A 25,995-nucleotide genomic window follows, 5' to 3' on the forward strand; every position below is an offset into this window, starting at 1 on the left:
GGCTTCACTATCGGTCCCGGCCGGTCACGACGCGCGCGTCGCGGCGCGCGGGAATGATGTCTTCGTCGGCGAGCCGTTGTTGCAGGTCGTTGTTGGGCACCTGGGTGAAGTCCTTGCTAATTTCCTTCGTGATGACGTCGGTGACGCCGGCGGGAAGGGCTTTGCGCAGCATGCCGAGGAAACGCGGCGCCGCGATCAGCGCCAGTGAGTCAAAGCGCTGCTTGTTGCGCGCATCGGCAAGGTAGTCCGCCACGCGGCGGGCAAACAGCTGCGCTTCCTGGTGCAGTTCATCCTCCCCGGCCGAGGATGTGACGGTGGACGGTCCGGCCTGGTGGGCACCGGGATGCCCGGCGTCTCCCTGCGAGGAAGCGTGACCACGCCGGCCATAGGCGTCGCGGCGCAGGTCGGCGCGGTCGGCATGCGCGGCCGCGTCGGTGATTTCCTCGACCACTTCGAGCGGTGCGCTATCGGCGTGCGAGGCAAAGATGCGGGCGAGGGATTCGTCCGCCACAAGGATCCAGATGTTCTTCATGATCGCTCCGGTTGCAGGCCCGGACACGGGGCCCTCATACCCTCGATGCAAGGGGTACGCCATCCAGACAGGGCACGGCGCCGGGCCGCAGATGTCGCCCGGCGCAGCATCGGATGCCGCATGGGCCATGCCGTTGCAGTATCGACTGGCACGCTGTGCAACTTTTTCAGGTACCGGCATGAGCCGATCTGTCACCACACGCCAAAGAACACGCCGGCCTGCTTGTACACATTGGTCTTGGCCGCCACCTCTTCATTGCTCACCGTCACGCGCGGCTTGAGCGTGCAGAACCACTCCAGCAGCCGCAAGCGCATGGCGCTGCGCACGGCTTCGTGGCCCGGGTCGCTGCCCAGGTCGAAATACTCTTGCGGATCGTTCTGCAGGTCGAATAGCTGTGGCCGGAACCCTTGCCAGTGCACATATTTCCAGCGCGCGTCGCGCACCATCCAGGCGCGGCATTCGCCGGGATGGCGGCCCAGCGCCACGCGAGCGCCGCGATAGGCGTAGTCCAGTTCGGATACGACGAAATCGCGCCAGCTTCCGGCATCGGCGCGCTCGCCCGCGCGCGTAAGGTCCAGCAACGAGCGGCCTTCGATGCGGTGGTCTGCCGGGGGCAGGCCCAACGCATCCAGCACCGTCGGCACCACGTCGACGGCGCTGACCATGCTGGCCTGCGCGGTGCCGCGCGTGGCATCCGCCTGCGGCGAGGGATCGTAGACGATGAGCGGGATGTTCTGCACGGTGTCGTAGAACTGCTCCTTCTCGCCCAGCCAGTGGTCGCCCAGGAAATCGCCGTGATCGGCGGTGAAGACGATCAGCGTGTCCTGCCAGCGGCCCAGGCGTTCGAGTTGATCCCATAGCTGGCCGAGCCGGTCGTCGATCTGCTGGATCAGGCCCTGGTAGGCGGGGCGCACCGTGTCCGACACTTCCTGGCGCATGAAGTTGGCGCATTCCTCCTGCGTGCGGTAGGCCGACAGCACCGGGTGCGGGTCTTCCAGCTCGGCGTCGTGGCGCTGCAGCGGCAGGCAGTCATCGAGCGAGTATGCGGCGTGGTAGGGCGCGGGCGCCAGGTAGGGCCAGTGCGGCTTGACCAGCGACAGGTGCAGCACCCACGGATCGTCGCCGCGCGTGGCGATGTACCGCATCGCCTGGTCCACCGTGTACGCGGTCTCGGAATGCGGCTCGGCCACGCGCGCGGGCAGGCCCGCGTTGCGCATGTGCCAGCCGGAGACGATCTCGCCGCGTTCGTTCTCGGCGCTGATCACGTAGTCGGTCCACGGATCCGCGCTGTCGTAGCCTTGCCGGCGCAGCCAGTCGGCGTAGGCGCTGTGCGGCTCGGCGTGGTGGCCGTCATGGCGGTCGACCTCGGTGAAGTGGCCGCTGCGCAGCAGCGTTTCCAGCTCGGTGCCGCCATCCAGGTGCAGCCGCTTCAGGTTGGCGTGGTCGGGCATCACATGGGTCTTGCCCGCCAGCGCCAGCGCGCGGCCGCTGTGCTTCAGGTATTCGCCCAGCGTGACTTCGCCCACCGACAGCGGCACGCGGTTCCAGGTGGCGCCGTGGCTGCTGACATGGCGGCCGGTATAGAAGCTCATGCGGCTGGGGCCGCAGACCCCGGAAGTGACGAAGGCGCGGTCGAAGCGCACGCCGCGCGCGGCCAGTGCATCGATATTGCGCGTGCGCAGCGCCGGATGCCCGTAGCAGCCCAGGTGGTCGCGCCGCAGCTGGTCGCACATGATGAAGAGGGTATTGCGGATCGTCATGGTCGGATTGCCGCGCTTCAGTCGCCGGTATAGCCGGACGCCTTGACCACCGGTGCCCACTTGCCGGCGTCAGCCTTGAGCACGCCGGCAAAGGCGTCGGCCGGGCCGGTTGCGGGTTCCAGCCCGAGCTTGAGGAACTTCTCGCGCACGTCCGGCGACTGCACGGCCTTGACGATGGCGGCGTTGAGCTTGTCGAGCACCGGGCGCGGCGTGCCCGCGGGTGCCAGCAGGCCGTAGCGGCCTTCACCTTCGATGCCCTTGTAGCCAAGCTCGGTAAAGGTCGGCACATCGGGCAGCGCCACCGAGCGCTGGGTGCCGGACGTCGCCAGCACGCGGATCTTGCCGGCGCGGTGCATTTCGGTCAGGTCGGCAAGGGTATCGACCGAAGCCGGCACCTGGCCGCCGACCAGCGCGCTCATCAGCGGCGCCGAGCCGTTGAAGGGGACGTGCAGCATGTCGATGCCAACCTGCTTGCCGATCATCAGCCCGAAGAAATGCGGGATGCTGCCCAGCGCCGGCGAAGCGTAGGAGTTGTTCTGGGGGCCAGCCTTGAGCCATGCCATATAGTCCTTCAGCGTGCGTGCCGGGCTGCCCGGCCCGGTGGCGAGCGCCAGCTGGAAGTTGGCGGCCTGCGCCACGGGCGTGAAATCGCGCTGGATATCGTAGTTGAGCTTGCGGTAGACCAGCGGCGCAATCGTCATCACCGCCGAGTTGGCCACCACCAGGGTATTGCCGTCGGCCGGCTGCGTACGCGCGTAGTCCATCACCAGCCGCCCGCCGGCGCCGGGCTTGTTCTCGATGACCACGGTCTGGTTCAGGGTCTCGCGCAGCTTGTCGCCGACCAGGCGTGCGGCAAGGTCGGCGGTGCCGCCGGCCGGGTAGCCCACCAGGATGCGCAGCGGACGGTCCGACTGCGCGCTGGCGGGCGCGGACCATGCCGCGGCAACGGCCAGCAGGCACGCCGCGAAGCGGGGAAGGAAGGTGCGAGGGCTCACGATGTCTCCAGTTTGTTGTCCGCCGGCGAGCGGCGTCGATGCAAGCTAACACCCGTAGATATAATTGACAAAGTCAACTAATTGGCAGGTGTGGCATGGCACACGACAACAGCGGCAACCGCCTGCAGCGGCCGCAGCGGCTGGCGGATTTCATCAACTACCGGGTCTACCACCTGAACCGCGTCGCGCTGGGCGCCGCGGCGCTGCACCTGCGCGCCAGGGCGGGCGTCACGCGGCGCGAATGGCGCATGATCTCCTTCCTTGGCGAGCAGCCCGGCACCCGGCTGACCGAACTGGCCGAAAGCGCCGGCCTGGACAAGGTGCTGGCCAGCCGCGCCGTCCACGCCCTGGTGGAACGCGGCCTGGTGCGCCGCGAAACGCGTACCCAGGACCGGCGCGCAGCAGCCTTCACGCTGACCGAGCAAGGCGAAGCCGTCTACCGTGCAGCGTTCGCACAGGCGCGGGACTTCAATACGCGGCTGGCTGCCTGCCTGACGGCGGAAGAGGCGCGCGTGCTGTCGCGCTGCCTGGACAAGCTGCAGGCGCAGGCCGGCGCGATGCTGGTCGAGGCGCAAGCGTTGCCACAGCCGGAAGGGGAAGAGCCGGCGTGGGATCTGCTGCAGGTGTGGCGGGGAGGGAAGGGCTAGAGGCTGGGTGGGGCCGGTCACGCCTGCACCGCAGCGTCGCGCAGCCACAGCGCGAAGCGCCGGATCAGCGCCTGCTTGGGATTGTCCCCACGCCAGACGATGTAGCAGTTGTGGCTCGCGGGAAAGCTGGCGGCCAACGGCTGCACCAGCCTGCCCGCGGCGATAGCCTCGCGTGCCAGCAAGGCGCGCGTCAGCGCCAGCCCCAGGCCGCTGGCCGCGGCTTCGATCAGCAGTGCGCGGCAGTCGAAGACGATGCCGTCTTCCGGCTCGTCCAGCACCACCCCCGCCGCCGCGCCCCATTGCGCCCAGCGAAAGCGCGCGTGCCGCAGCCGCGGCAGGTGCGCGGCGTCTGCGGCCGTCATGCGCGCGTGCCGCTGCGCGAAATCGGGGCTGCATACCGCGATGATGTCGTCGTCCAGCAGCTTCACGCACTGGTAGCCGGTGAAGGGCGTGGGACCGTAGCGCAGGCTGACGTCGAGGTCGGAGCGGGCGAAGTCCGGGTCGTCGGTGCTGGCTGCGATAGACAGGTCCAGGCCGGGCAGGGCTTCGCGCAACCGCGGCAGCTTGGGCACCAGCCAGGCGCCGGCCAGCTCGGGGCTGACATTGACGCTCAGCGACTGGCGTTCACGCGCGCGGCGCTCGGTGGCACCGGCCAGCGACAGTTCGACCGCGCGCAAGGCACTTTCCAGTTCATCGGCAAGCTCGCGCCCGGTGGCGGTCAGTTCCAGTTGCCGGCCGGCGCGCAGGAACAGGGTGCAGCCCAGCTGTGCCTCCAGCGCACGGATATGGCGGCTGATGGCGCCGTGCGTCACGCACAGCGCATCGGCGGCGCGCGTCATGTTGCCCGTGCGCGCGGTGGCGGCAAAGGCCTGGAGGACTTGCATCGAGGGGAGCCTGCGGATCATGGCTGTGATCTTGCCTCACAGGTCATGGCAAAACAAGTCGATTGTCCTGCCATGCCGCGCGGCCGATACTGGGCCGCACCGAACCGGCCACTACGAAGCCGGTGCGCGACGAGGAGACCCCCAATGAAATTGCAGCTGAAGATCAACGGCAAGCGCCATGCCGTCGATGCCGACCGCGACATGCCCCTGCTGCGGGTATTGCGCGACTACCTGGGCTATACCGGGACCAAGTTCGGCTGTGGTGCCGGCCTGTGCGGGGCCTGCACCGTGCATGTCGACGGCAAGGCCGTGCGCGCCTGCATCACGCCCGTGGCGAGCGTGGCACGTGCCGACATTACGACCATCGAGGGATTGTCGGCCGACAATTCGCATCCGGTGCAGCGTGCGTGGATTGTCGAGCAGGTGCCGCAGTGCGGCTACTGCCAGTCCGGCATGATCATGGCCGCCTGCGCCTTGCTGAAGGAGAACCCGGAGCCTGCGCCTGAAGACATTCGCGCCGGCATCACCAACCTGTGCCGCTGCGGCACCTACCCGCGCGTGGAGCGCGCCATCCTGCGCGCCGCCAGGGGACAGAGCGTGGCCGATACCGACGGGAGGGCGCAATCGTGAGCGAATGCCACACCAGCCGCCGCCGCTTCCTGCAGGCTGCCGGCGCCGTGCCGGCAGCGTTCGTGCTGGGCTTCCACCTGCCGCTGGCAATGGCCGCGGATGCGCCCGCGCGCGATCCCGACGATATCAACGCGTGGCTGCGCATCGATGGCGATGGCAGCGTGACCATCATGGTGCCTTCCGCCGAGCTGGGACAGGGCGTGATGACATCGGCGCCGATGCTGATTGCCGAAGAGCTGGAGTGCGACTGGAAGCAGGTGCGCGCCGAGCTGGCGCCCACCGATCCGGTCTACAACAACCGCATGTTCAAGGTACAGGCGACCGCCAGCAGCACCTCTGCGCGCTGGTCGTTCGAGCCGCTGCGGCGCATCGGCGCTACGGCGCGCGAGATGCTGCGCGAAGCCGCGGCGCAAAGCTGGGATGTGCCGGTCGCGGAGTGCCGTGCCGTACAGGGCGTGGTGCGTCATGAGGCCAGCGGCCGGACGCTTGGCTACGGCGCGCTGGCAGCGCGGGCTGCCGCCTTGCCGCGCCCGGCCAGCGTGGCGCTGAAGGATCCGCGCGACTGGAAGCTGCTGGGCCGCCCGACCGACCGGCTCGACATTCCGCTGAAGACGCGCGGTGCTGCGGTGTTCGGCGTCGACGTCAAGGTGCCGCGCATGCTGGTGGGCTCGGTGATGGCCTGCCCGGCATTCGGCGGCAAGCTGCACCGTGTCGAGGCCCGGCCGGCGCTGGCCGTGCGCGGCGTGCGGCGCGTGGTGCCGTTGGACGACGCCGTGGTGGTGCTGGCCGACAGCTACTGGACCGCGCGCAAGGGCCTGGCCGCGCTCAGGCCGGACTGGAAACTGCCGCAAGGCGAACCCGTCGGCGATGCCGCCTTGATGGCCGGCTACCGGGAAGCCGCGCGGAGCGCTTCGGCGCTGGCGTTGCGCAATGGCGACCCCGATGCGCACATGCAGGGCGGCCAGGCCTATACCGCCGAATACGAAGTCCCGTATCTCGCGCACGCGACCATGGAGCCGATGAATGCCACGGCCGACGTACGCGCCGACCGTGCCGAGATCTGGGGCCCGACCCAGGTCTGCGGCGAGATCGCGCATCGGCTCGCGCCTGTGCTCGGCCTGCCGGCCGAACGCATCGTCGTGCATTCGACCTTTGTCGGCGGCGGCTTCGGCCGGCGCGAGGAGTTCGACGTCTTTATCCAGGCGGCGCTGGCATCGAAAGCGGCAGGACAGCCGGTCAAGCTGATCTGGTCGCGCGAGGAAGATATCCAGCACGACTTCTACCGCCCCGCGGCGGCGGCGCGCTTCAGCGCCGTGCTGGCGCCCGGCGCGGCAGGCATCCGCGCGCTGGATGCGCGGCTGGCGTGCTCATCGATCTACATCCGCAATTTCCCGGACCGGGTCAAGGGCGGCGTCGATCCCAAGTCGGTCGAAGGCGTGGTGGACCTGCCTTACGCGCTGCCCAATGTCGCCGTGCGCCATGCGATGGTCAATACCGCCGTGCCGGTCGGCTTCTGGCGCGGTGTGGGCTATACCCAGAACACGTTCTTCGCCGAGAGCTTCATCGACGAACTGGCCCATCATGCCAGGACTGATCCGCTGCAGTTCCGGCTGCGCCTGCTGGCCGAGCGCCCGCGCCAGGCGGACTTGCTGCGCCGGCTGGCGCAGCAGGCCGGCTGGGGCGGCGCGCCGGCGGGGCGCTTCCAGGGCGTGGCGCTGTCGCAGGCATGGGGCTCGCTGTGCGCGACGGTGGTGGAGCTGTCGGTGCGGGACAAGCGCATCACGCTGCACCGCATCGTCAATGCTATCGACTGCGGCACCGTGATCAACCCCGCCACGGTCGAGCGCCAGCTTGAGGGCGCCAGTATCTGGGGCCTGAGCGCGGCGCTGTCCGGCGTCATCACGATTGGCGACGGGCGCGTGCAGCAATCCAATTTCCACGACTACCCACTGCTGCGCCTGGCCCAGACGCCGCGCTTCGAGGCCATGCTGGTGCAGAGCGGCGAGCGCATTGGCGGCGTGGGGGAATCGGCGGTGCCGACGCTGGCGCCGGCGCTGGCCAATGCGCTGTTTGCCGCCACCGGCGAGCGCATCCGTTCACTGCCGCTGGCGCGGCATGGGTTCGAACTGGCGTAGCCGAGGCGCCGCGGCGCCGGGCTCTCAGGACGCCATCGCCGCTGCCGCGGTGCCGAAGGTTGCGACGCAATTGCGCCCGGAGCGCTTGGCCAGGTAGAGCGCTTCGTCGCCGGCACGGAGAAAGGCGCGCAGCTCCGCGAAATCCTTTTCGTTGCCGGGGCTGTTGGCATAGGTCACCGCACCGATGCTGACCGTCAAGTGCCCGTCGGCGCCGGCCGAGTTCGGAATCTGCAAGGCCTCGATGGCGGCGCGGATGGCCTCCGCCATGGCGGCCGCGCCGGCCGCGTTGGTGTGCGGCAGCAGGATGGCAAACTCGTCGCCGCCATAGCGCCCCGCATAGTCGCCCGGCCGCCGCACCTGGCGCTGGATGCAGGCGCCCACCGCGGCCAGCGCATCGTCACCGGCCTGGTGGCCGTAGCGGTCATTGAATTCCTTGAAGTGGTCGACGTCCAGCATCAGCAGCGACAAAGGCTGGCTGTGGCGGCGCGCGCGCCGCCATTCCACGTCGGCGGCGTCGTCCAGCGCACGGCGGCTGCCCAGACCGGTCAGGCCATCGGTGTTGACCATCCAGCGCAGGTGCTCTTCCATCTCGGCGCGGCGCCGCCATTGGCGCGACAGCAATACCGAGAGCGCGATGATGGCGGCGTCCAGCGCGATGATCAGCGCCCCGAACACCCAGGCGCGCTTGTACCACGGTGCCAGCACGTCATGGGTGGCGCGTCCCACCACGACCAGCAGCGGAAAGCCCGGAACGCGCCTGAAGCTGTAGTGCCGCTGCACCCCGTCGACTGCCGCGACGCCGATAAACGTGCCTTGCGTGCCTCGCAGCAGCGGTGCAAACGACGGGCTGCCAGAGATGTCGCGCCCGATCGATTCGGCTTCATAGGGCCGCCGCATGATGATGGTGCCGTCCGTGCGCAGCAGCGTCAGGGTGCCGCCCGCGCCAAGGCTTACGCCGTCGAACAGCTTGCGGAAGTAGTTCAGGCGCAAGGTGCCGACCACGGTGCCGGCAAAGCTGCCGTCCTGCCCGGAGAGCCGCCGGCTGATGCCGATGGACTTGTTCTCCGGCGTCAGACGCGGCTGGAACGGCCGGCTCAGGAACAGGCCGCTGTGATCGCCGCTGCGGTGGGCCTGGAAGTAGTCGCGGTCGGAGACGTTGACCGGGCGAGGCGGCCACTGGTGCGAGTCGAACACCAGCGTGCCGTTGGCGTCGGTGACCAGCAGCGAGCCCATGTCTTCGGCATTGATCGAGCGGTCGAACAGCAGCCGCTGGCGCAGCGCCGGCGGCTGCGCCAGCAGTGCGGGGTCGTGCATGGCTTCCACCACGCCCCCGATCGCCAGTTCATGGATCTGCAGGTTGCGCGTGATGCTGCGTTCCAGCGTCAGCGCCAGGTTGGCCGAGGCCTCGCCGGCATTGTCCAGTGCATCCCTGCGCATCTGCACCAGGGCGAGCGCGCCAAGGGCCGCGATCATGCAGACCAGGACAAGGCTGGCGGCAACGATCAGGGAGGCCGGGCGGGAAATGGTTTTGCGGGCCGGAAAGTGAGGTATTTGACGCACGAAGAAGAGCTGTTCTGCTTTTATGCGGCCATTGTAGTACCTGGCCGCAGCCTGGCTCAGTTGCGTTATGCGCCAGCGCATCGTCCCGGAGCTTGCGGCCCTGGTCCTGCCTGGCCAGGGCACACGTGCTGTGTGCCACTGCGCGCGTCCGGCACTACGCTGCACGCACAGTTCTTCCCTACACTTGAGCATGGCGGGTTGCCGCCGCTGAAGGGAAGAACGCATGCAGCCAGAGCCTGCACAACCCAAGCCTGTGGCGCTCGCCCTGCAGGGCGGCGGCATGCATGGCGCCTTTACCTGGGGCGTGCTCGACCGGCTGCTGGAGGACGGCAGGCTGGCGATCGAAGGCGTCAGCGCCACCAGTGCCGGGGCCATGAACGCCACCGTGCTGGCCTACGGGCTGCTGCAGGGCGGCAGTGACGGCGCACGCCTGGCCTTGCATGATTTCTGGGAGGCGATCGCGCACTCGGCGCAGCGCTACAACCCGTTCCGGTGGCTGCCTTGGTTCAAGAGCAGCCATACGCTGGGCCTGAACCATTCGCCGATGTATGCGATGGCCGACATCGCGCTGCGCCTGCTGTCGCCGTACCAGTTCAATCCCAACAACCTCAATCCGCTGCGCGAAGTGCTCGGCAGCCAGGTCGACTTTGCGGCACTGCGCGAGCATTGCCCGATCCAGCTGTACCTGTGTGCGACCAATATCGAGACCAGCCGGATACGCATCTTCCCGCCCGAGGAACTCAGCATCGACGCCGTGCTGGCCTCAGCCTGCGTGCCCACGCTGTTCCAGGCGGTCAGCATCGACGGCCAGCACTACTGGGATGGCGGCTATGTCGGCAACCCGGCGATCTTTCCGCTGATCTATCACTGCCAGACGCATGATGTCGTGATCGTCCATATCAACCCGATCGTGCGCCACGGCGTGCCGACCACGGCCGCGGATATCCTGAACCGCGTCAATGAGGTCAGCTTCAATTCGTCGCTGATGCGCGAGATGCGCGCCATTGCCTTCGTCACCTCGCTGATCCAGCAGGGCAAGCTCGACGGCACGGAGATGAAGGAGGTGTGGATCCATTCGATCCGCTCGGACCAGACCATGGCCGCGCTGGGGGTCTCCACCAAGTACAACGCCGACTGGGATTTCCTGTGCTCGTTGCGCGACAAGGGCCGGGCAGAAGCGAGCCGGTGGCTGGAGCAGCACTACGACAGCGTGGGCCGGCGCTCCAGCATCGATATCAGCGGAGAGTTCCTGTAGGCCGGACCGGCTGCGCCAGCCGCCACGTCAGGTTGGCGCGTGCCTGCGCCTCGTAGCGCGCCTGGAACAGGTCGGTGGTGTAGATGCGCGGGCTGGCCAGCAGCGCACCCAGGAAGGCGCGCTCGGCGGCGTCATAGGCGGCGTCGTCCAGGTCGGTGCGTTCGGCGCGCAGGTTGGCGCCATTTTCCTGGAAGCGCGCGCGGCTGCAACCCAGCGCCGCCAGGTCGATGTCGGCGGTGAAGCGGCCGGCCAGGCTTGCCGGCACTTCGGCGTGGGTGGTTTCCAGGATCAGGGCGGCCACGCGCGCGGCGGCGGCGATGCTGCCGCCTGACCAATGGCGCAACCATGCGGCGCTGCGTTGCTCGTTGTCCGTGGCGCCGGGCACGTAGATGACGTCGTGGCACCAGAGCGCCAGTTCCACCTCGTCGGTATCCGGTATCGCGCTGCGCGCCCAGTCCAGGTCGTGCAGGCAGCGGCGGACATGGTCGAGGGTGTGGTAGTGCCGCGTCGGTTCACCGTAGCAACCGGCGAGATCGGCATAGGCCTCGGCCGCGCGCGTGCCGCCCGCACGTGTCCACAGCGCGACGAAGCGGTCTTGCAGGGGGAGGCCTGGCGTCGGGTTCATGCGTGCGGGCGCTCCGGCGTATTGGCGTGGTCGGCCGCCAGCGCCGCAAGCAGCGCCTGGGCCTCCTGCCAGTCCGCGGTGTCGGTGCCCTCGCTGAAGCTGCCGTGGACCCGCGCCAGCACTTCGCGCGCCGCGTCGACCTTGCCTTGTTGCCGCCACAGCCGGGCCAGGCTCAGGGTGGCCTGCAGTTCCAGCGGCTTTGCACCTTGTTCGTGGGCGACCGTGATCGCCCGGTGCAACCAGGCTTCGGCTTCCTCCTGCGCGGCTGGCGGCGCAGGGCGCTCTGCCGACAGCTGCAGCAGCATCTCGGCGCGCAGCCGGTACACGGTTGCCTCATCGAGCCGCTCTCCGGTCTCTTCCACCAGCGCCTGCGCCTGCGTGAGCACGTCCAGCGCGGCTATGGTCTGGCCAGCCTTGCCGCAGGCATCGGCAACCAGGGTCAGCAGGTTCGGCATGCCCAGCCTGCCGCCGGTGGCCTCATAGGCGGCCACGCCCTGGCGCATCAGCGCAACGCCTTCCTGGTGACTGCCCAGTGCCGCCATGGCCCAGCCCTGCAGGACTGTGCCCCACGCCAGGTAGATCGGAAAACCCTGTTCGCCCGAGATGGCGATGGCGGCTTCGGCGTACTCCTGTGTCAGCCGGACTTCGTGCCGGCATCGATGCTGTTCCGCGGCAAACACCAGGCACAGCGCAAGGTTGTACGCATCCGGCCGGGCACGGGCCATGGCCAGCGCCTCGTCGGAGCGCGCGAGTGCCTGGTCCGCCAATCCCTGGTACCACAGGATCCAGCCCAGCGTGCTGGTGGCGTGGACGGCCGGGTCGCGCCCGTAGCCCATCAGGAAGTCGTACGCCGGCTGCTCAGGATGCGGCACCGCGAGCACCGCCTCCACATGCTTGCGCGCGGCGTCCAGCATGCCAAGGCGGAACAGCGTGGCGCCAATCGCGCGATGGCCCTCCGCCAGTTGCTTGGGCTTCTGCGACTTCATCGCCAGCGCAAGCAGCCGCTTGCCCAAAGGCAGCGACACCTGGTATTGCGCACGCAACTGATAGAACGCCCACAGTCCCAGTTGTGCCGAGAACAGGTAGGGCGTCTGCTGGCCCTGCTCGCACAGGGCCAGCGCCCGCTGGTAATTGCCCTCAACTTCGGACGATGCCTGGCCCCGGGCCGCAATCAGGGCGGGTCCGAGCGCAAGCAGCAGCGTCAGTTCCTGGCGCGCGCGTTCGGCACTGTCGGGTTGCCGCTTGAGCAGGTCGATGGCGGTGCTCAGGTGCCGGATCGCTTCGGCCTGCGCCGAGCGCAGCAGGGCCTGCTGGCCGGCGCAGTGCAGGTACTCGACCGCCTTCGGGATGTTGCCGCTGTTGCTGTAGTGGTGCGCCAGTTCGCTGCAGTAGTCCTTGAGCCGGCCATGGAAGAGCACCTCGATGGCCCGGGCGGAGCTTTCATGCAAGGCGCTGCGCCGCTCGGTGAGCAGCGAGCTGCCAGCCACCTCCTGGGTCAGCGCGTGCTTGAAGGCGTACTCGACCTCGGGGAATGCCGGACGCTCGTAGATGAAATCCGCAGCCTGCAGGTCGGCCAGCAGCGGATGCAAGTGGTCTTCCGGCAGGCCGGTCACGCGCAGGACCAGGCTCAGCGGGAACTCCTTGCCGATCACGGCCAGGGTCTGCAACAGCTCCTTCTGGGCCAGCGGCAGCCGATCGATACGGGCGGCCAGCACGCCTTGCACGGTGGTGGGGATATGGAGCAGGGCCGGCGCGGTCTCGATGCGGTAGCAGCCGGGCTGGCCGAGCAGCGCGCCTTCCTCGGCCAGGGTCTGGACCACTTCCTCCATGAAGAAGGGGTTGCCTTCGGTCTTGTCCAGGATCAGCCGCTTCAGCGGCACCAGGCTGCGGTCGTCCCCGAGCAGCGCGGTCAGCAGTTCCTGCGCCTCCGCCTGCCCCAGCGGCTGCAGCTGCAGCTGCGAATAATGCGCCCCCGCATCCCAGTGATGGCTGTACTCCGGCCGGTAGTTCACCAGCAGCAGGATCCGCGCGCCGGGCACATGGTCGATCAGCATGTTGAGGAAGGCCTCGGTCTCACCGTCCAGCCATTGCAGGTCTTCGAAAATGACTTCCAGTGGCTGGTTGAGGCTTTCCCGGACCAGCAGCCGCGCAATGGCGTCGAAAGTACGCTGGCGCCGGATGGTCGGGTCCATGGTCGGCAACGGCGAGTCGGGCTCGATGGTGCCGAGCAGGTAGAGCAGGTAGGGCAGGTGCTCTTCCAGCGAACGGTCCAGCGTCAGCAGCCTGCCGGTCACCTTTTCGCGGCAACTGCGGTCGCCGTCCTGCGCCGTGATCTGGAAATAGCTCTTCAGCATCTCGATCAGCGGCAGGTAGGCAAAGGCCTTGCCGTGCGAGACCGAAAAGGTCTCCAGCGCCAGGCAGCCCTGCTGCGACCTGACCTTGAATTCATGGAACAGCCGGGACTTGCCGACCCCCGCTTCGCCGACCACTGCAACAATGCGCCCGTGCCCCGCCTTGGCCTGCCCCAGCGCCGCGTGCAAGTGCGCCAGCTCATCCTGGCGCCCGACAAACCTGGCCAGGCCGCGGTGCGCTGCCACCTGCAGGCGCGTGCGCAAGGCTCCCAGGCCGACGACTTCATATACCGCGAGCGGATCCCGCACGCCCTTGACATGGGTGGTCCCCAGCGCCGTGAACTCGAAATAGCCTTCGGTGAGCTTGTGGGTCGATTCGCTGACCAGGATCGACGCCGGCGTGGCAATCCCCTCCATGCGCGAGGCGATATGGATGGTGTGCCCCACGGGATCGTAGTCGGTGTGCAGGTCATCCTTGCGGATCGAGCGCACCACGACTTCGCCGGTATGGACGCCGATCCGGATCTGCAGCGGAATGCCTTGCTCCAGCCGCACCCGGTCGCTGTGGCGATGCATTGCATCCTGCATGCGCAGCGCCGCGTACAGCGCGCGCAAGGCATGGTCCTCGTGGGCAATCGGGGCGCCGAACAGCGCCAGGATGCCGTCGCCGAGGAACTTGGCCACATAGCCCTCATAGTGGTGGACGGCTTCCATCATCAGCGTCACCACGGGGTCGATCAGCCGGCGCGCGTCTTCGGGGTCCAGGTCCTGCGTCAGCGCGGTCGAACCCGCCATGTCGGCAAACAGCGCGGTGATGGTCTTGCGCTCGCCGGCGGGCTCGCCCCTGGCCTCCATTGCCGCCTGCTCGGCCAGGATGCGCCCGGCAAGGTGGGGCGGGGTGTAGAGGACCGGGGCCGTGGCCGCAGGCGGCATTGGCGTGGAAACGGTGCCGGCCGGGGTATCGGATAGCGCAAAGCCGCAAGCGCGGCAGAACTTCGCGGCAGCAGTGGCTTCCTCGCCACACTGAGGGCAGGCTCGGCCAAGCTTTGCCCCGCACGCCTCACAGAAGTTGGCTCCCGCAAGGTTCGCGAAACCGCAACTGGTGCAGCGCATTTCGCCTCCTGGCCGTCGTTGGTCGCCTGGACGGTACTCAAGACTATTAGAGGCGGGATCGGCGGGGATGGCAAGGCGGTGCCGCCTGGCGACAGTGCGTACAGACTGCTCCAGGCCAAGTGACTGATCTTGCACCGACTCGGGGTGTACGCTTATTCCTCGCGCTCGTCCCTGACCTGCACCTTGCCGTCCGCCACCCGGACCGGGAACGTCGCCACCGGCTCGTAGGCGGGCGGGGACAGCGCCTCGCCCGTCAGCAGGGAAAAGTGCGAGCCGTGGCGCGGGCAGACGACTTCCTGGCCTTCCACGTCGCCGCCGCAGAGCGGCTCGGCCTCATGCGAGCAGAGGTCCTCGATGGCGTAGTAATTGCCACCCACATTGAATACCGCGACCTGGACGCCATCGACATCGACGCTGCGGCAAGTGCCGGGCGCGAAGTCCTCGGCCTGGGCGACATCGATCCACTCACTCATCTCAGAGCAGCCCCAGTTCCAGGCGTGCCGCCTCGCTCATCCGTTCTCGCGACCAGGGCGGGTCCCACACCAGTTCCACCTCGACCTCGTCCACCCCGCTGGCTTCCATCACGGCGCCCTCCACCACGCCGGGGAAGGTCTGCGCCACCGGGCAGCCCGGCGCAGTCAGCGTCATGCGGATCCCCACCTTGCCGCTGGCTTCGTCCACCGATAGCTGGTAGATCAGGCCAAGGTCGTAGATGTTGACCGGGATCTCGGGGTCGTACACCGTGCGCAAGGCCGCTATCACCCGCCCCTCGAGGCTGTCCGGCTCAGCCTCGAACCTGTCTTCGTGTTCCCTGGCCTTGTGCAGCCAATCGATCATGCTCATGGTGCTACTCCGTTGAGACCGGCCTGGCACTGTTCTCCAAAGCGGCTTGCATGGTATGCCAGGCCAGCGTGGCGCATTTCACGCGTGCCGGGAACTCGCGCACGCCGGCCAGGACCTCCAGCTTTCCCATCGGCACCTCGGATTGCCCCGGCTCTCCGGTGACCAGCGCGTGGAAGCCGCAGAACAAGGCCCGCGCCTGCGCCTCGGTCTTGCCTTTGAGCGCTTCTGTCATCAGCGACGCAGAGGCAGTGGAGATGGCGCAGCCCGAGCCCTCGAAGCTCGCGTCCTCGATCACCCCGTCGCGGATTCTCAGGTACAGCGTCAGCCGGTCGCCGCACAGCGGGTTGAAGCCCTCGGCACTGCGGTTCGCTGCCGCCAGCCGCCCGAAATTGCGCGGCGAGCGGCTGTGGTCGACGACCACTTCCTGGTAGAGGTTGCGCAGGTCAGGCATCAGGCGAATACCTCCTGTGCCGCGCGCACTGCAGCAAACAGTGCATCCACCTCTTCACGCGTGTTGTACAGCGCGAAGGAAGCACGCACCGTGGCAGGCACGCCGAAGCGCTCCATCACCGGCATGGCGCAATGGTGGCCGGCACGGACCGCCACGCCGTGCTGATCGAGGATGGTGCCGACATCGTGGGGATGGATGCCATCCAGCGTGAACGAGAGGATGCTCGCCCGGTCGGCAGCCGTGCCGATCATGCGCAGGCCGGCGATCCTCGCTGCCTGCGCGCTGGCGTAGGCGAGCAGCGCGTGCTCGTGGGCGGCGATGGCTTCCAGGCCGAGCGCGCGCACGTACCCGATGGCGGCGCCAAGGGCGATGACGCCGGCGATATTGGGGGTGCCGGCCTCGAACTTGTAGGGAAGCTCGTTGTATATGGTCTTGCGGAACGTGACCTCGCGAATCATGTCCCCGCCGCCCTGGTAGGGCGGCATGGCATCGAGCAGCGCGGCCTTGCCGTAGAGCACGCCGACGCCGGTGGGGCCGTAAAGCTTGTGCCCGGAAAACGCGTAGAAATCGCAGTCGAGAGCCTGCACGTCGACCTTGAGGTGCGGCACGGCCTGGGCGCCATCGATCAGTACCGGGATGCCATGGTCATGCGCCAGCTCGACGATGTGTCGCACCGGGTTGACGGTGCCAAGCGCGTTGGAGAGGTGCGTCAGCGCGACCAGCCTGGTGCGCGGGCCGAGCAATTGCGCGAACGGTTCCAGCATCAGCTCGCCGGCATCGTTGATCGGCGCCACCTGCAGCAAGGCGCCGGTGCGCTGGCACGCCAGTTGCCACGGCACGATGTTGGAGTGGTGTTCCATCGCGCTGATCAGGATCTCGTCGCCCGGGCGCAGGCGCTGGCCGAAGCTTGCCGCCACCAGGTTGATCGCCTCGGTGGTGCCGCGCACGAACACGATTTCCTCGCGCCCGGCGGCGTTGATCAAGTCTCGCACTGCGTCGCGCGCGGCCTCGTAGGCATCGGTGGCGCGCTGGCTCAGGGTATGCACGCCGCGGTGGATATTGGCGTTGAGCGCGCCGTAGTAATGCGCTTCGCAAGCGATCACGCTTTGCGGCTTCTGGGTGGTGGCCGCGTTGTCCAGATAGACCAGCGGCCTGCCGTTGATGGTCTGGCGCAGGATCGGGAAATCCTGCCGTAGCCGCTCCACCTCCAGGCTCGCGACCGGCAACGCGCTCCCCACGGCCATCAGTTCGTGCGCAGCGGTGTTCATGACAGGTCCTTCACAGGCCCGGACAGCCGGCCGCGCAGGAGCGTTTCCAGCCGCGTGCGCAATGGGGCAGGGCCGAGCCGCCTGACGACCTCTTCGGCGAAGGCAAAGGTCAGCAGGGCACGCGCCGCGGCATCGTCCATCCCGCGCGAGCGCAGGTAGTAGATCTGCTCGGCGTCGAGCTGGCCGACGGTGGCGCCGTGGCCGCATTTGACGTCGTCGGCATAAATCTCCAGTTGCGGCTTGGTGTCGACCTCGGCCTGGTCGGACAGCAGCAGGTTGCGGTTGGACTGGTGGGCATCGCTGTGCTGGGCATCGGCATGCACCACCACCTTGCCGTTGAAGACGGCGCGCGAGGCGCCCGCCAGCACGCCCTTATACAACTCGCGGCTCTTGCTGTGCGGGCTGGCATGGTCGACGCGGGTGTGGTGGTCGATATGCTGCCGCCCGGCGGTCATATACAGCCCGTCCAGCGAACACTCGGTATGCTCGGCATTCAGCCCGACTTCGATGTCAACCCGCGCCAGGGCGCCGCCCAGGGCAAAGGAACTGGAGGCGCAGCGGCTACCCTGCCGCTGGTCCAGGTTCACGCCGGCAATATGGAAGGCCTTGAGGCTCTCCTGCTGCAGCTTGTGATGTTCGACCTGCGCATCACGCTCGGCAATGATGTCGGTGACGGTATTGGTGCAATAAGCCAGGCCATCCAGGCCCACGTGATGCTCCACGATGCACACCCCGCTGCCGGCTTGCGCCACCACTAGGTTGCGCGCATGGGTTGCCAGTTCGCCAGCCGTGGCGAGGAACAGCAGGTGGATCGGCTGTTCCGGGACGGTGCTGGCCGCCACGCGGATATAGGCACCGTCGGTCATGAACGCCATGTTCAAGGCGGCGAGGCCGGACGGGTAGTCGCTTGCGCGACGCATGAGCAGCGCTTCCAGGCCGTCCGGCGCGCGCTCCAGCGTCGCGGCGAGGCTGGCCAGCTCCATGCCCGCAGGCAGGGCGCCGAGGCGCGACCATTGCGGCTGGTGCGCGCCATTGACGAACACCATCAGGTGCGCGCCGGCCAGGGCAAGCGCCTCGATCTGTGCTGCCACCGCAGGGTCCAGGCCGTCGCCGGCCTGCGGCAGTGCCACGGCAAAGCGGCTTCGCTCGAGTGCGGCCACGCTGGTGTATTTCCAGTCCTCCTGGCGCAGCGTGGGGAACCCGGCCTGGGCGAAATGATCCAGCGCCTGCCGGCGCGCATGCGCAAGCCAGCCCAGGCGGCGGCCGGGCAGTGCGCCCTCGACGCGGGCGAACTCGGCGAGATAGTGCTCCAGTCCGCTTGCGCTCATGCTGAAGACTCCATCGCGGCATAGCCGTGCCGCTCCAGCTCGCGCGCCAGCTCGGGCCCGCCGGACCTGGCGATGCGGCCCTGCGCAAGCACGTGAACCTGATCCGGCACGATGTAGTCGAGCAGGCGCTGGTAGTGCGTGACCAGCACAATCGCGCGTTGCGGGCTGCGCATGGCCTCGATGCCCCTGGCGACGATCTTGAGGGCGTCGATGTCGAGGCCGGAGTCGGTCTCGTCGAGAATGGCGAGGCGCGGCTCCAGCACCGCCATCTGCAGGATCTCGTTACGCTTCTTCTCGCCGCCGGAGAAGCCCTCGTTCACCGATCGGTAAAGCAGGTCCTGGTCCATTTCCATGAGCTGGAGCTTGTCCTTGACCAGGGCGAGGAAATCCATGGCATCCAGCGCTGGCTGGCCGCGGTGCTTGCGGATCGCGTTGAGTCCCGCCTTGAGCAGGTAGATATTCGAGACGCCGGGGATTTCCACCGGATACTGGAAGGCGAGGAAGATGCCCGCGCGGGCGCGCTCTTCCGGCGGCATGCCAAGCAGGTTGGTGCCGTCATAGAGGACTTCGCCCTCTGTCACGGTAAAGCGGTCGCGCCCGGCCAGCACGTGGGCCAGGGTGCTCTTACCGGAACCATTCGGGCCCATGATGGCGTGCACCTCGCCGGCCTTCACGCTCAGGTCGATGCCGTGCAGGATGGGCTTGTCGTCTACGCTGACATGCAGCTTGCGAATCTCAAGCATGGCTGGCTTCTTTCATCCAATGCGCCCTGCGGCGTGCGCCACGTTTACCCGATGCTGCCTTCCAGGCTCACGCCCAGCAGCTTCTGGGCTTCCACCGCGAATTCCATCGGCAGCTCCTTGAATACTTCCTTGCAAAAGCCGTTCACGATCATCGAGACTGCATCCTCCGCGCTGACGCCGCGGCTCTGGCAATAGAACAACTGGTCCTCGCCGATGCGCGAGGTGGAGGCCTCGTGCTCGACCTGGCCGGTGGCGTTCTTCACCTCGATATAGGGGAAGGTATGGGCGGCGCATTTGTCGCCCAGCAGCAGCGAATCGCACTGCGAGTAGTTGCGTGCGCCGACCGCGCTCCGGGCCATCTTCACCAGCCCGCGATAAGCATTCTGGCCGTGGCCGGCCGAGATGCCCTTGGAAAGGATGGTGCTCCTGGTGTTCCTGCCAAGGTGGGTCATCTTGGTTCCGGTGTCGGCCTGCTGGTAGTGGTTGGTCAGCGCGACCGAATAGAACTCGCCGACCGAATCGTCGCCCTGCAGGATCACGCTCGGATACTTCCAGGTGATGGCGGAGCCGGTCTCCACCTGGGTCCAGGAAATCTTCGAGCGTGCGCCGCGGCAGTCGCCGCGCTTGGTGACGAAGTTATAGATGCCACCCTTGCCATCCTTGTCGCCCGGATACCAGTTCTGCACGGTCGCGTACTTGATCTGTGCGTCTTCCAGCGCGATCAGCTCCACCACCGCGGCATGCAGCTGGTTCTCGTCGCGCATCGGCGCGGTGCAGCCTTCCAGGTAGCTGACGTAAGCGCCCTGGTCGGCGATGATCAGGGTGCGCTCGAACTGGCCGGTATTGCTGGCATTGATGCGGAAGTAGGTCGACAGCTCCATCGGACAGCGTACCCCGGGCGGGATATAGCAGAACGAGCCGTCGCTGAACACGGCGGAATTGAGCGTGGCGAAGAAGTTGTCGGTATAGGGCACGACCGAGCCGAGATACTGCTGCACCAGCGCCGGATGGTCCCGCACCGCCTCGGAAAACGAGCAGAAGATGATGCCGAGCTCGCCCAGCTTCTGCTTGAAGGTGGTGGCCACCGAGACGCTGTCGAATACCGCGTCCACGGCCACGCCGGCCAGCAGCTCACGCTCGTGCAGCGGCACGCCCAGCTTTTCGTAGGTGCGCAGCAACTCCGGATCGACCTCGGCCAGCGTCTTCGGTCCGGCCTTCTGGGAGCGCGGCGCCGCATAGTAGGCGATTGCCTGATAGTCGATGGGAGGGTGTTTCACCGTCGCCCAGTGCGGCTCGGACATCGTCAGCCAGTGGCGGAAGGCCTTGAGACGCCACTCCAGCATGAACTCCGGCTCGCCCTTGATAGCCGAGATCATGCGGATCACGTCCTCATCCAGCCCGCACGGCACCGTGTCCGTCTCAACGGCGGTGTAGAAGCCATGCTTATAGCCTTGGCTGATCAGTTCATCGAGCTTGCGTGCCGGGGTTGCCATGGTCTGCCTTCGCTTGCCACTGTCACCTGAATCACAAAATGTCAGCTTGCGGCCTGTTTGCGTGTCGGGCATGCAAGGCGCCGATGTCCACCGGGTGCAATACCGGTTGCGCCATATCTGCCAGCGTCACGCCATTCAGTGCGCTAAAGATGACTCGATTGATCGATTGCCAGTTGGCGCGAATGGCGCACAGGCCTTCCTGCGCACACAGGCCGGCAGCGACACTGCACTCGGTCATGCCGGCCGGGCCTTCCATGGCGTCAATCACTTGTGCGATCGAAATCTGTTCCGGCGGTCGCGCCAGCAGGTAGCCGCCATTGGCACCGCGCAAAGACTCCAGCAAGTGATGCCTTGCCAGCATCTTCAGAATCTTGCTTGCCGTCGGAACCGCCACACCGATTGCGGCGGCGACCTCGGCGGCACTGTAGATCCGGCCCGGGTTTCGCGCCAGGTGCGTCATGATCACCGTGCCATAGTCAGTCAGCTTGCTAAGTCTGAGCATCGTCGCCACCAGTATTTCTTAAATTAGAACCAATCCGGTCCTGATTTGTTCCGGCAACGCCAGGATACGGAGATCCGCTTAACAAAAGTCGCAGTCGACGGTGTATAGATGGTTATCTGCGCCAGCGAGGAGGACCTCAGGCATGGCCAACCAACCCATTTCCGTCATCACCGGCGCGAGCCGCGGCCTGGGTCGCGCAGCCACGCGCCGTCTGGCCACTGTTGAAGGCCATCTGGTCGTCGCCACGGCGCGCACGCCGGCGGACCTCGCGGGGCTTGAGGCGGAGCTCCGGCTCGCGGGGCATCCGATCGCATGCCGCCGCCTTGACGTCACGGAAGAAGGCTCGGCGGCCGCGCTGGCCAACTGGCTGAGCGAACGCTTCGGGCGCGTGGACGTGCTGATCAACAACGCTGGTGTTTCGCTCGACCACTATCACACCAGCCTGCTCGACCTGCCGCTCGAGACCCTGCGCCGCACCCTGGAAACCAATCTGTTCGGCGTGCTCCGGACCACCCAGGCGCTGGCGCCGCTGCTGCGCGCCAGCGGTGCCGCCCGGGTGGTCAACCTGGCTTCGGGCATGGGACAACTGGCGGAGATGGGCCGCGGCGTGCCAGCCTACCGGATCTCGAAAACAGCGCTGAATGCCGTCACGCGCATCCTGGCCGCCGAGATGGCCGATCACGGCGTCAAGGTCAACTCGGTGTGCCCCGGCTGGTGTCGCACCGACCTGGGCGGCCCCGATGCGCCGCGCTCGCCGGAGCAGTGCATCGACACTGTGATCTGGCTGGCAACGCTGCCCGACGATGGCCCCACCGGCGGCTTCTTCCGCGATCGCCAGCCGATTCCGTGGTAGCCCCGGCGGGTTCGCGGCAGCCGCGTCGAAAGCGCTGTGACGCGCCTTCGAGCATGCGGATAGCGGCTGATTTCCCTGCTCGCAAGGGCCATGAGAAAGCCATGCAATCTGCTATGCTGAATCGGCGGAATCGCCCATATCAGCAGGCGTCGGCAGTTCATCATTGCAGATTGCGCCAGTAACTGTTTTCAAGTCTGTCCGGAGTCTGAATCCTGCAAGAGGAGACGACCATGCGCATTTCACCTTCTCTGTACGGCGTTCTGCTAGCCGCATTGATTGGACTCGGCGCTTGCGCCATGCCGGACAAGTCGAAGCCAGCCATGCCTTCGTTATACGATCGGCTTGGTGGCATCCAGGCAATTACCGCGGTCGTCGATGATTTTGTTGGAAATGTTGGTGCCGACACGCGCATCAATGCGAAGTTCGCCACGGCGAATATTCCGCGCCTGAAGACGAGACTGGTTGAACAGATTTGTGCTGGCGCAGGGGGGCCATGCACATACTCCGGGCGTGACATGAGGACCGCGCACGCCGGCATGGGTATCACCAATGCCGAGTTCGATGCGCTGGTGGAAGACATGGTGAAGTCGCTCACCAAATTCAAGGTGCCGCCTCAGGAACAGAAAGAGTTGCTCGGCATGCTAGGGCCAATGAGGAAGGACATCGTCTCTCGATAGCCCTGTTTTCCCTCAGCCTCGCATCGGCCCGCTAACGACCGGGCCACGACGCGCTCGGCCATGCGCCATCGGTTGCGCGTCACCACCGGCGTGAGCGCGGTGCTGTTCACCGCCAAGGTGGAAGCCGGCATATTGGCGCCATTATTCATGCTTGCCGTCGCGTCCTTTCGTTCAAGCTGGAGGAGATGCGAGTACCGCCATAGTGTTGCTTTCGGATTGTCGCAACAAGTTGTTGAGCGACAAAATCTGATTGGGAATAGATGAGCCGAGTTCTTGTCCAGCAAGAATGGCGTGATTTCACATCAAGACCTCCAGATCCCCATTTGTAGAAATACATACAGATGGAGGGTTCCTTTTATCTTTCGAAAATCACTCCTCAAAATAATTCAATACGGATGATGCCACCGGTAATGCATATTTGCGGCTCATAGACGAGAGCTGCACTTGCTCTTGCCCGAATAACGAAAAAAAACGCCCCCGGGAGGACCATCGTGGCTAGACATCTGGTCTACGCGTCGCTGATTGCCGCTTCTGCCTTGAACTGCAAGGTTCACGCCGCCTGCGTGACGACGCCCCCGGCGACGCGTACAACCCGGCCTCCGGCGAGAGCGTGACCTGCAACAGCGGCGCGCCAAACCCCGACCCGCAACGGATCGACGCCGTGGCAGGCAGCAGCAACGTGAATGTCGCCGTGGCCCAGGATGCGGCGCTCAACGTCGCCAGTGCCGACGCGGTCCGCCTGCGCAACGCCAGTACGCTGTCCAACGCCGGGCAGATCACGGCCGCAGCCGGGTCCGCCGGGGTATCGCTGGCCGGCAACGGCAACACGCTGACCAACACCGGCGCGATTACCGGCGGCAGCGGCGTGCTCGGCGTCGGCAGCGGCAACGCGGTGGTCAACCGTGGCCAGGTCATCGGCACGGCTGGCCCCGGCGTGTCGCTGAGCGGCGGCGACAGCAGCCTGGTCAACAGCGGCAATATCCAGGGCAGCGGCGCTACTGCCGTGCAGTTCGGCGCGGGCGCGGACAGCTTCACCATGGAGGGCGGCAGGATCGAGGGTGCCGTCAGCCAGGGCGACGGCCGCAACCGCGCCTTCATCTCCGATGGCGTCATCACGGGCGCGGTGGCACAGGGCGCCATGCCCGACGATTTCCGCATGACCGGCGGCCAGATCGGCTCGCTGCAGCAGGGCGATACCCGCGACACCTTCTTCATGTCGGGCGGCACCATCGTGGGCGCGTTCGAAGACGGCGACGTCGCGACCATGACCGGCGGCACCATCGGCCGCGTCGACATGAAGCTGGACAACAACATCTTCGACATGTCGGGCGGCACCATCCGCGGCAACCTGGTGGCGGGCTTTGGCAACGACACCATCCTCCTGTCCGGCGGCGTGATCGGGGGCAACATCAGCGTCAGCGGCGGCACCGACAGCCTCACCATCACCGGTGGGCGGCTCGAAGGCTCGGCGCTGCTGAGCTTCGGCAGCGACACGCTGACATGGGACGGCGGCGGCACCGTGCTGGGCCGCATCGACATGGGCCCGGACAACGACACCGCCACGCTGCGCAATCTGGATGCTGCAAAGCTGGCGCCGACGACCGCCTTCGACGGTGGCCTGGGCACGGATACGCTGGCGCTGGACAACGCGCAGGCCGGCGGCATGCCGCGCCTTGTCAACTGGGAATCGGTGGCGCTGCAGCGCGGCTCCGGCCTGTCGATGGACGGCGACCTGGTGCTCGGCGACAGCAGCACCGGTACGGGCGCGCTGACGCTCGATGCCACCAGCTCGCTGAAGGCGGTGCCGGGCACGGCGGCGGCCATCCGTGCCATCACCGCCGGGCAGCTTGCCAGCGTGACCAACGCCGGCACCATCGACCTCACTGGCGGCGGCGCCGCCAACCGGCTCACCATCGCCGGCAACTACACCGGCAACGGCGGCACGCTGAAGGTGGATGCGGTGCTGGCTGGCGACGGCGCTGCGGCCGACCGGCTGATCGTGTCGCAGGGGCGCATCGGCGGCCAGTCGCTGCTGTCGGTCAACAACGTGGGCGGCGGCGGGGCGGCGACTGTTGCCGACGGCATCATGGTGGTGCAGGCCACCAACGGCGCGACCAGTGATGCCGCCGCGTTCAGCATGCCGCAGACGGTCAAGGCGGGCCCGTACCAGTACTTCCTGTACAAGGGCGGCGTCAGCGCCGGATCGCAGGACAACTGGTACCTGCGCTCGACCGTCCCGGTGGTGGCCGCGCCTGCGCCCGGAGAGCCGCAGCAGCCGATACCGCAGCAGGCCCCCGGCGCGCCGGTGGTGCTGCCCCCCGCGATCGTGCTGGCGCAACCGCAGCAGGCGCCGCTGGAAGTGCCGATCTATCGCGCCGAGGTGGCGGTGCAGAGCGCAGTGGTGGCAACGTCGCGTCAGCTGGCGATCACCACCCTTGACACCTTCCACCAGCGCCAGGGCGAGCAGTCGTTGCTGACCGGCAAGGGCGCCTGGACCGGCGCCTGGGGCCGGGTCTTCGGCGAAAGCATCGACAACCGCTACAGCGGTGGCGCCGCGCCGCAGTTCGACGGCCACATCGCGGGCTTCCAGCTGGGGCAGGATCTCTACACCTGGCAGCGCGACAGCCAGCACCAGGACCGCGTCGGCGTGCTTGCCAGCTATGCGCGGGCCAAGGGCGATGTGCGCGGCTTTACGCTGGCGCAGTCCGGCCTGCTCAGCGGCTCGCTGGATATCGACGGCTACAGCCTGGGCGCTTACTGGACCCACGTGGGCCCCACCAACTGGTACACCGACGCCGTGGCCATGGTCACCTGGCTGTCGGCCGACATGAAGTCGCGCGACGGCATGGACCGCAGCACCCGCGGCACCGCCACCACGCTGTCGCTGGAAGGCGGCTATCCGCTCGCGCTCGGCAGCGGGCTGACGCTGGAGCCGCAGGCGCAGCTCATTGCCCAGTTCGTGTCGATGAATGGCTTCAACGACGGCGCGGCGCAAGTCAGTTTCAATGAATCGAATGCCTACGTAGGCCGGCTGGGGCTGCGGCTGAAGCGCACCTTTGACTCCGGCGGCCGCCTGGTGGAGCCCTACCTGCGCGCCAACCTGTGGCGCGAGTTCTCCGGTACTGACGAGACCGTGTACAACGGTGCGGCTGCCGTGCCCACGCGCTTCGGCTCGACCTCGCTGCAGTTCGGCCTGGGCGTGGCGGCCCGCGTGCAGGAGCGCGTCAGCCTGTATGCCGAGGTGGATTACCTTACCGATGTGTCGGGCGACTACCGCCAGGCATGGACGGGGAATCTCGGCATGCGGATTCGTTGGTAGCTAGGGCGTGTTCACACTAATTGGATTTAGT

The 25,995-nt window shown here is 67.1% G+C and carries 22 protein-coding genes; 7 read left to right on the top strand and 15 right to left on the bottom strand.

All coding sequences use genetic code 11. The features are described 5' to 3' along the window. Window positions 1-7: 7 nt before the first annotated feature. From CF68_RS00895 to CF68_RS00905, 3 genes are all read right to left on the bottom strand, one after another. Window positions 8-532 (bottom strand): host attachment protein, encoded by a 525-nt coding sequence (locus tag CF68_RS00895; protein WP_035815373.1) that lies wholly within the window; start codon window positions 530-532, stop codon window positions 8-10. A gap of 191 nt (window positions 533-723) precedes the next feature. Continuing rightward, a complete protein-coding gene (locus CF68_RS00900; RefSeq protein WP_035815376.1) occupies window positions 724-2,292 on the bottom strand; it encodes a sulfatase-like hydrolase/transferase in 1,569 nt (522 codons plus the stop codon). A 17-nt stretch (window positions 2,293-2,309) separates the two neighbouring features. Then, window positions 2,310-3,287, bottom strand: coding sequence for a Bug family tripartite tricarboxylate transporter substrate binding protein (locus CF68_RS00905; RefSeq protein WP_035815378.1), 978 nt, complete (start codon window positions 3,285-3,287; stop codon window positions 2,310-2,312). A gap of 95 nt (window positions 3,288-3,382) precedes the next feature. Here CF68_RS00905 and CF68_RS00910 point away from each other — a divergent pair, with 95 nt between their 5' ends. Next, window positions 3,383-3,934: a MarR family winged helix-turn-helix transcriptional regulator gene (locus tag CF68_RS00910; protein WP_035815382.1), complete on the top strand. Its 552-nt coding sequence runs from the start codon at window positions 3,383-3,385 to the stop codon at window positions 3,932-3,934. A 17-nt stretch (window positions 3,935-3,951) separates the two neighbouring features. On the opposite strand, the gene CF68_RS00915 is transcribed toward CF68_RS00910, so the two are convergent. Then, a complete protein-coding gene (locus CF68_RS00915; RefSeq protein WP_235205625.1) occupies window positions 3,952-4,818 on the bottom strand; it encodes a LysR substrate-binding domain-containing protein in 867 nt (288 codons plus the stop codon). 144 nt (window positions 4,819-4,962) lie between these two features. On the opposite strand from CF68_RS00915, the gene CF68_RS00920 reads away from it, so the two are divergent. Both CF68_RS00920 and CF68_RS00925 read left to right on the top strand, forming a co-directional pair. Next, entirely contained in the window at window positions 4,963-5,448 is a 486-nt protein-coding gene (locus CF68_RS00920) for a (2Fe-2S)-binding protein (protein WP_035815388.1), read from the top strand. Then, a complete protein-coding gene (locus CF68_RS00925) occupies window positions 5,445-7,583 on the top strand; it encodes a xanthine dehydrogenase family protein molybdopterin-binding subunit (RefSeq protein ID WP_084186965.1) in 2,139 nt (712 codons plus the stop codon). The genes CF68_RS00920 and CF68_RS00925 overlap by 4 nt, the downstream gene beginning before the upstream one ends. Window positions 7,584-7,607: 24 nt before the next feature. Here the strand turns inward: CF68_RS00925 and CF68_RS00930 are convergent, their stop codons facing one another. Then, window positions 7,608-9,056: a sensor domain-containing diguanylate cyclase gene (locus CF68_RS00930; protein ID WP_235205626.1), complete on the bottom strand. Its 1,449-nt coding sequence runs from the start codon at window positions 9,054-9,056 to the stop codon at window positions 7,608-7,610. 310 nt (window positions 9,057-9,366) lie between these two features. Between CF68_RS00930 and CF68_RS00935 the strand changes: the two genes are divergently transcribed. After that, window positions 9,367-10,398: a patatin-like phospholipase family protein gene (locus CF68_RS00935; RefSeq protein WP_035815391.1), complete on the top strand. Its 1,032-nt coding sequence runs from the start codon at window positions 9,367-9,369 to the stop codon at window positions 10,396-10,398. On the opposite strand, the gene CF68_RS00940 is transcribed toward CF68_RS00935, so the two are convergent. The 10 genes from CF68_RS00940 to CF68_RS00985 all read right to left on the bottom strand — a co-directional run bounded on the left by CF68_RS00940 (window position 10,379) and on the right by CF68_RS00985 (window position 21,115). Next, entirely contained in the window at window positions 10,379-11,023 is a 645-nt protein-coding gene (locus tag CF68_RS00940; protein ID WP_035815393.1) for a hypothetical protein, read from the bottom strand. The genes CF68_RS00935 and CF68_RS00940 overlap by 20 nt on opposite strands. Continuing rightward, window positions 11,020-14,487: an adenylate/guanylate cyclase domain-containing protein gene (locus CF68_RS00945; RefSeq protein ID WP_035815396.1), complete on the bottom strand. Its 3,468-nt coding sequence runs from the start codon at window positions 14,485-14,487 to the stop codon at window positions 11,020-11,022. Before CF68_RS00945 ends, CF68_RS00940 begins: the two co-directional genes overlap by 4 nt. Before the next feature lie 152 nt (window positions 14,488-14,639). Continuing rightward, window positions 14,640-14,960: a non-heme iron oxygenase ferredoxin subunit gene (locus CF68_RS00950; RefSeq protein ID WP_035815399.1), complete on the bottom strand. Its 321-nt coding sequence runs from the start codon at window positions 14,958-14,960 to the stop codon at window positions 14,640-14,642. A gap of 1 nt (window position 14,961) precedes the next feature. After that, window positions 14,962-15,330: an SUF system Fe-S cluster assembly protein gene (locus tag CF68_RS00955; RefSeq protein WP_035815401.1), complete on the bottom strand. Its 369-nt coding sequence runs from the start codon at window positions 15,328-15,330 to the stop codon at window positions 14,962-14,964. 4 nt (window positions 15,331-15,334) lie between these two features. Next, on the bottom strand, window positions 15,335-15,781 hold the full coding sequence (gene sufU, locus CF68_RS00960) for a Fe-S cluster assembly sulfur transfer protein SufU (protein WP_035815403.1): 447 nt from the start codon (window positions 15,779-15,781) through the stop codon (window positions 15,335-15,337). After that, window positions 15,781-17,049 carry a cysteine desulfurase gene (locus tag CF68_RS00965; RefSeq protein WP_051591341.1) on the bottom strand — a complete coding sequence of 423 codons (1,269 nt, stop codon included), beginning with the start codon at window positions 17,047-17,049 and terminating at the stop codon, window positions 15,781-15,783. Before CF68_RS00965 ends, sufU begins: the two co-directional genes overlap by 1 nt. After that, window positions 17,046-18,377 carry a Fe-S cluster assembly protein SufD gene (sufD, locus tag CF68_RS00970; RefSeq protein WP_035815405.1) on the bottom strand — a complete coding sequence of 444 codons (1,332 nt, stop codon included), beginning with the start codon at window positions 18,375-18,377 and terminating at the stop codon, window positions 17,046-17,048. Before sufD ends, CF68_RS00965 begins: the two co-directional genes overlap by 4 nt. Then, on the bottom strand, window positions 18,374-19,120 hold the full coding sequence (gene sufC, locus CF68_RS00975) for a Fe-S cluster assembly ATPase SufC (protein WP_035815407.1): 747 nt from the start codon (window positions 19,118-19,120) through the stop codon (window positions 18,374-18,376). The genes sufD and sufC overlap by 4 nt, the downstream gene beginning before the upstream one ends. 44 nt (window positions 19,121-19,164) lie before the next feature. Beyond that, window positions 19,165-20,613 carry a Fe-S cluster assembly protein SufB gene (sufB, locus tag CF68_RS00980; protein ID WP_035815409.1) on the bottom strand — a complete coding sequence of 483 codons (1,449 nt, stop codon included), beginning with the start codon at window positions 20,611-20,613 and terminating at the stop codon, window positions 19,165-19,167. Between the two features lie 31 nt (window positions 20,614-20,644). Next, entirely contained in the window at window positions 20,645-21,115 is a 471-nt protein-coding gene (locus tag CF68_RS00985) for an SUF system Fe-S cluster assembly regulator (protein ID WP_035815411.1), read from the bottom strand. Between the two features lie 142 nt (window positions 21,116-21,257). Between CF68_RS00985 and CF68_RS00990 the strand changes: the two genes are divergently transcribed. From CF68_RS00990 to CF68_RS01000, 3 genes are all read left to right on the top strand, one after another. Next, complete coding sequence (locus tag CF68_RS00990) at window positions 21,258-21,968, top strand: SDR family oxidoreductase (protein ID WP_035815414.1); 711 nt, start codon at window positions 21,258-21,260, stop codon at window positions 21,966-21,968. 230 nt (window positions 21,969-22,198) lie between these two features. Beyond that, the gene (locus CF68_RS00995; RefSeq protein WP_035815416.1) at window positions 22,199-22,645 is read left to right on the top strand and encodes a group 1 truncated hemoglobin; all 447 of its coding nucleotides are present in this window, start codon (window positions 22,199-22,201) and stop codon (window positions 22,643-22,645) included. 610 nt (window positions 22,646-23,255) lie between these two features. Then, complete coding sequence (locus tag CF68_RS01000; RefSeq protein ID WP_051591342.1) at window positions 23,256-25,964, top strand: autotransporter outer membrane beta-barrel domain-containing protein; 2,709 nt, start codon at window positions 23,256-23,258, stop codon at window positions 25,962-25,964. The last annotated feature ends 31 nt before the right edge of the window (window positions 25,965-25,995 follow it).

This window comes from Cupriavidus sp. SK-4 (assembly GCF_000611125.1).
Taxonomy (GTDB): Bacteria; Pseudomonadota; Gammaproteobacteria; order Burkholderiales; family Burkholderiaceae; genus Cupriavidus; species Cupriavidus necator.

Coding starts and splice junctions, on each gene's coding strand:
- CF68_RS00915 (WP_235205625.1), bottom strand. CDS start 4,818: ATGCAAGTCCTCCAGGCCTTTGCCGCCACCGCGCGCACGGGCAACATG.
- CF68_RS00955 (WP_035815401.1), bottom strand. CDS start 15,330: ATGAGCATGATCGATTGGCTGCACAAGGCCAGGGAACACGAAGACAGG.
- CF68_RS00995 (WP_035815416.1), top strand. CDS start 22,199: ATGCGCATTTCACCTTCTCTGTACGGCGTTCTGCTAGCCGCATTGATT.
- CF68_RS00910 (WP_035815382.1), top strand. CDS start 3,383: ATGGCACACGACAACAGCGGCAACCGCCTGCAGCGGCCGCAGCGGCTG.
- CF68_RS00895 (WP_035815373.1), bottom strand. CDS start 532: ATGAAGAACATCTGGATCCTTGTGGCGGACGAATCCCTCGCCCGCATC.
- CF68_RS00965 (WP_051591341.1), bottom strand. CDS start 17,049: ATGAACACCGCTGCGCACGAACTGATGGCCGTGGGGAGCGCGTTGCCG.
- CF68_RS00935 (WP_035815391.1), top strand. CDS start 9,367: ATGCAGCCAGAGCCTGCACAACCCAAGCCTGTGGCGCTCGCCCTGCAG.
- CF68_RS00950 (WP_035815399.1), bottom strand. CDS start 14,960: ATGAGTGAGTGGATCGATGTCGCCCAGGCCGAGGACTTCGCGCCCGGC.
- CF68_RS00920 (WP_035815388.1), top strand. CDS start 4,963: ATGAAATTGCAGCTGAAGATCAACGGCAAGCGCCATGCCGTCGATGCC.
- CF68_RS00945 (WP_035815396.1), bottom strand. CDS start 14,487: ATGCGCTGCACCAGTTGCGGTTTCGCGAACCTTGCGGGAGCCAACTTC.
- CF68_RS00900 (WP_035815376.1), bottom strand. CDS start 2,292: ATGACGATCCGCAATACCCTCTTCATCATGTGCGACCAGCTGCGGCGC.
- sufU (WP_035815403.1), bottom strand. CDS start 15,781: ATGCCTGACCTGCGCAACCTCTACCAGGAAGTGGTCGTCGACCACAGC.
- CF68_RS00930 (WP_235205626.1), bottom strand. CDS start 9,056: ATGATCGCGGCCCTTGGCGCGCTCGCCCTGGTGCAGATGCGCAGGGAT.
- sufB (WP_035815409.1), bottom strand. CDS start 20,613: ATGGCAACCCCGGCACGCAAGCTCGATGAACTGATCAGCCAAGGCTAT.
- sufD (WP_035815405.1), bottom strand. CDS start 18,377: ATGAGCGCAAGCGGACTGGAGCACTATCTCGCCGAGTTCGCCCGCGTC.
- CF68_RS00985 (WP_035815411.1), bottom strand. CDS start 21,115: ATGCTCAGACTTAGCAAGCTGACTGACTATGGCACGGTGATCATGACG.
- CF68_RS00940 (WP_035815393.1), bottom strand. CDS start 11,023: ATGAACCCGACGCCAGGCCTCCCCCTGCAAGACCGCTTCGTCGCGCTG.
- sufC (WP_035815407.1), bottom strand. CDS start 19,120: ATGCTTGAGATTCGCAAGCTGCATGTCAGCGTAGACGACAAGCCCATC.
- CF68_RS00990 (WP_035815414.1), top strand. CDS start 21,258: ATGGCCAACCAACCCATTTCCGTCATCACCGGCGCGAGCCGCGGCCTG.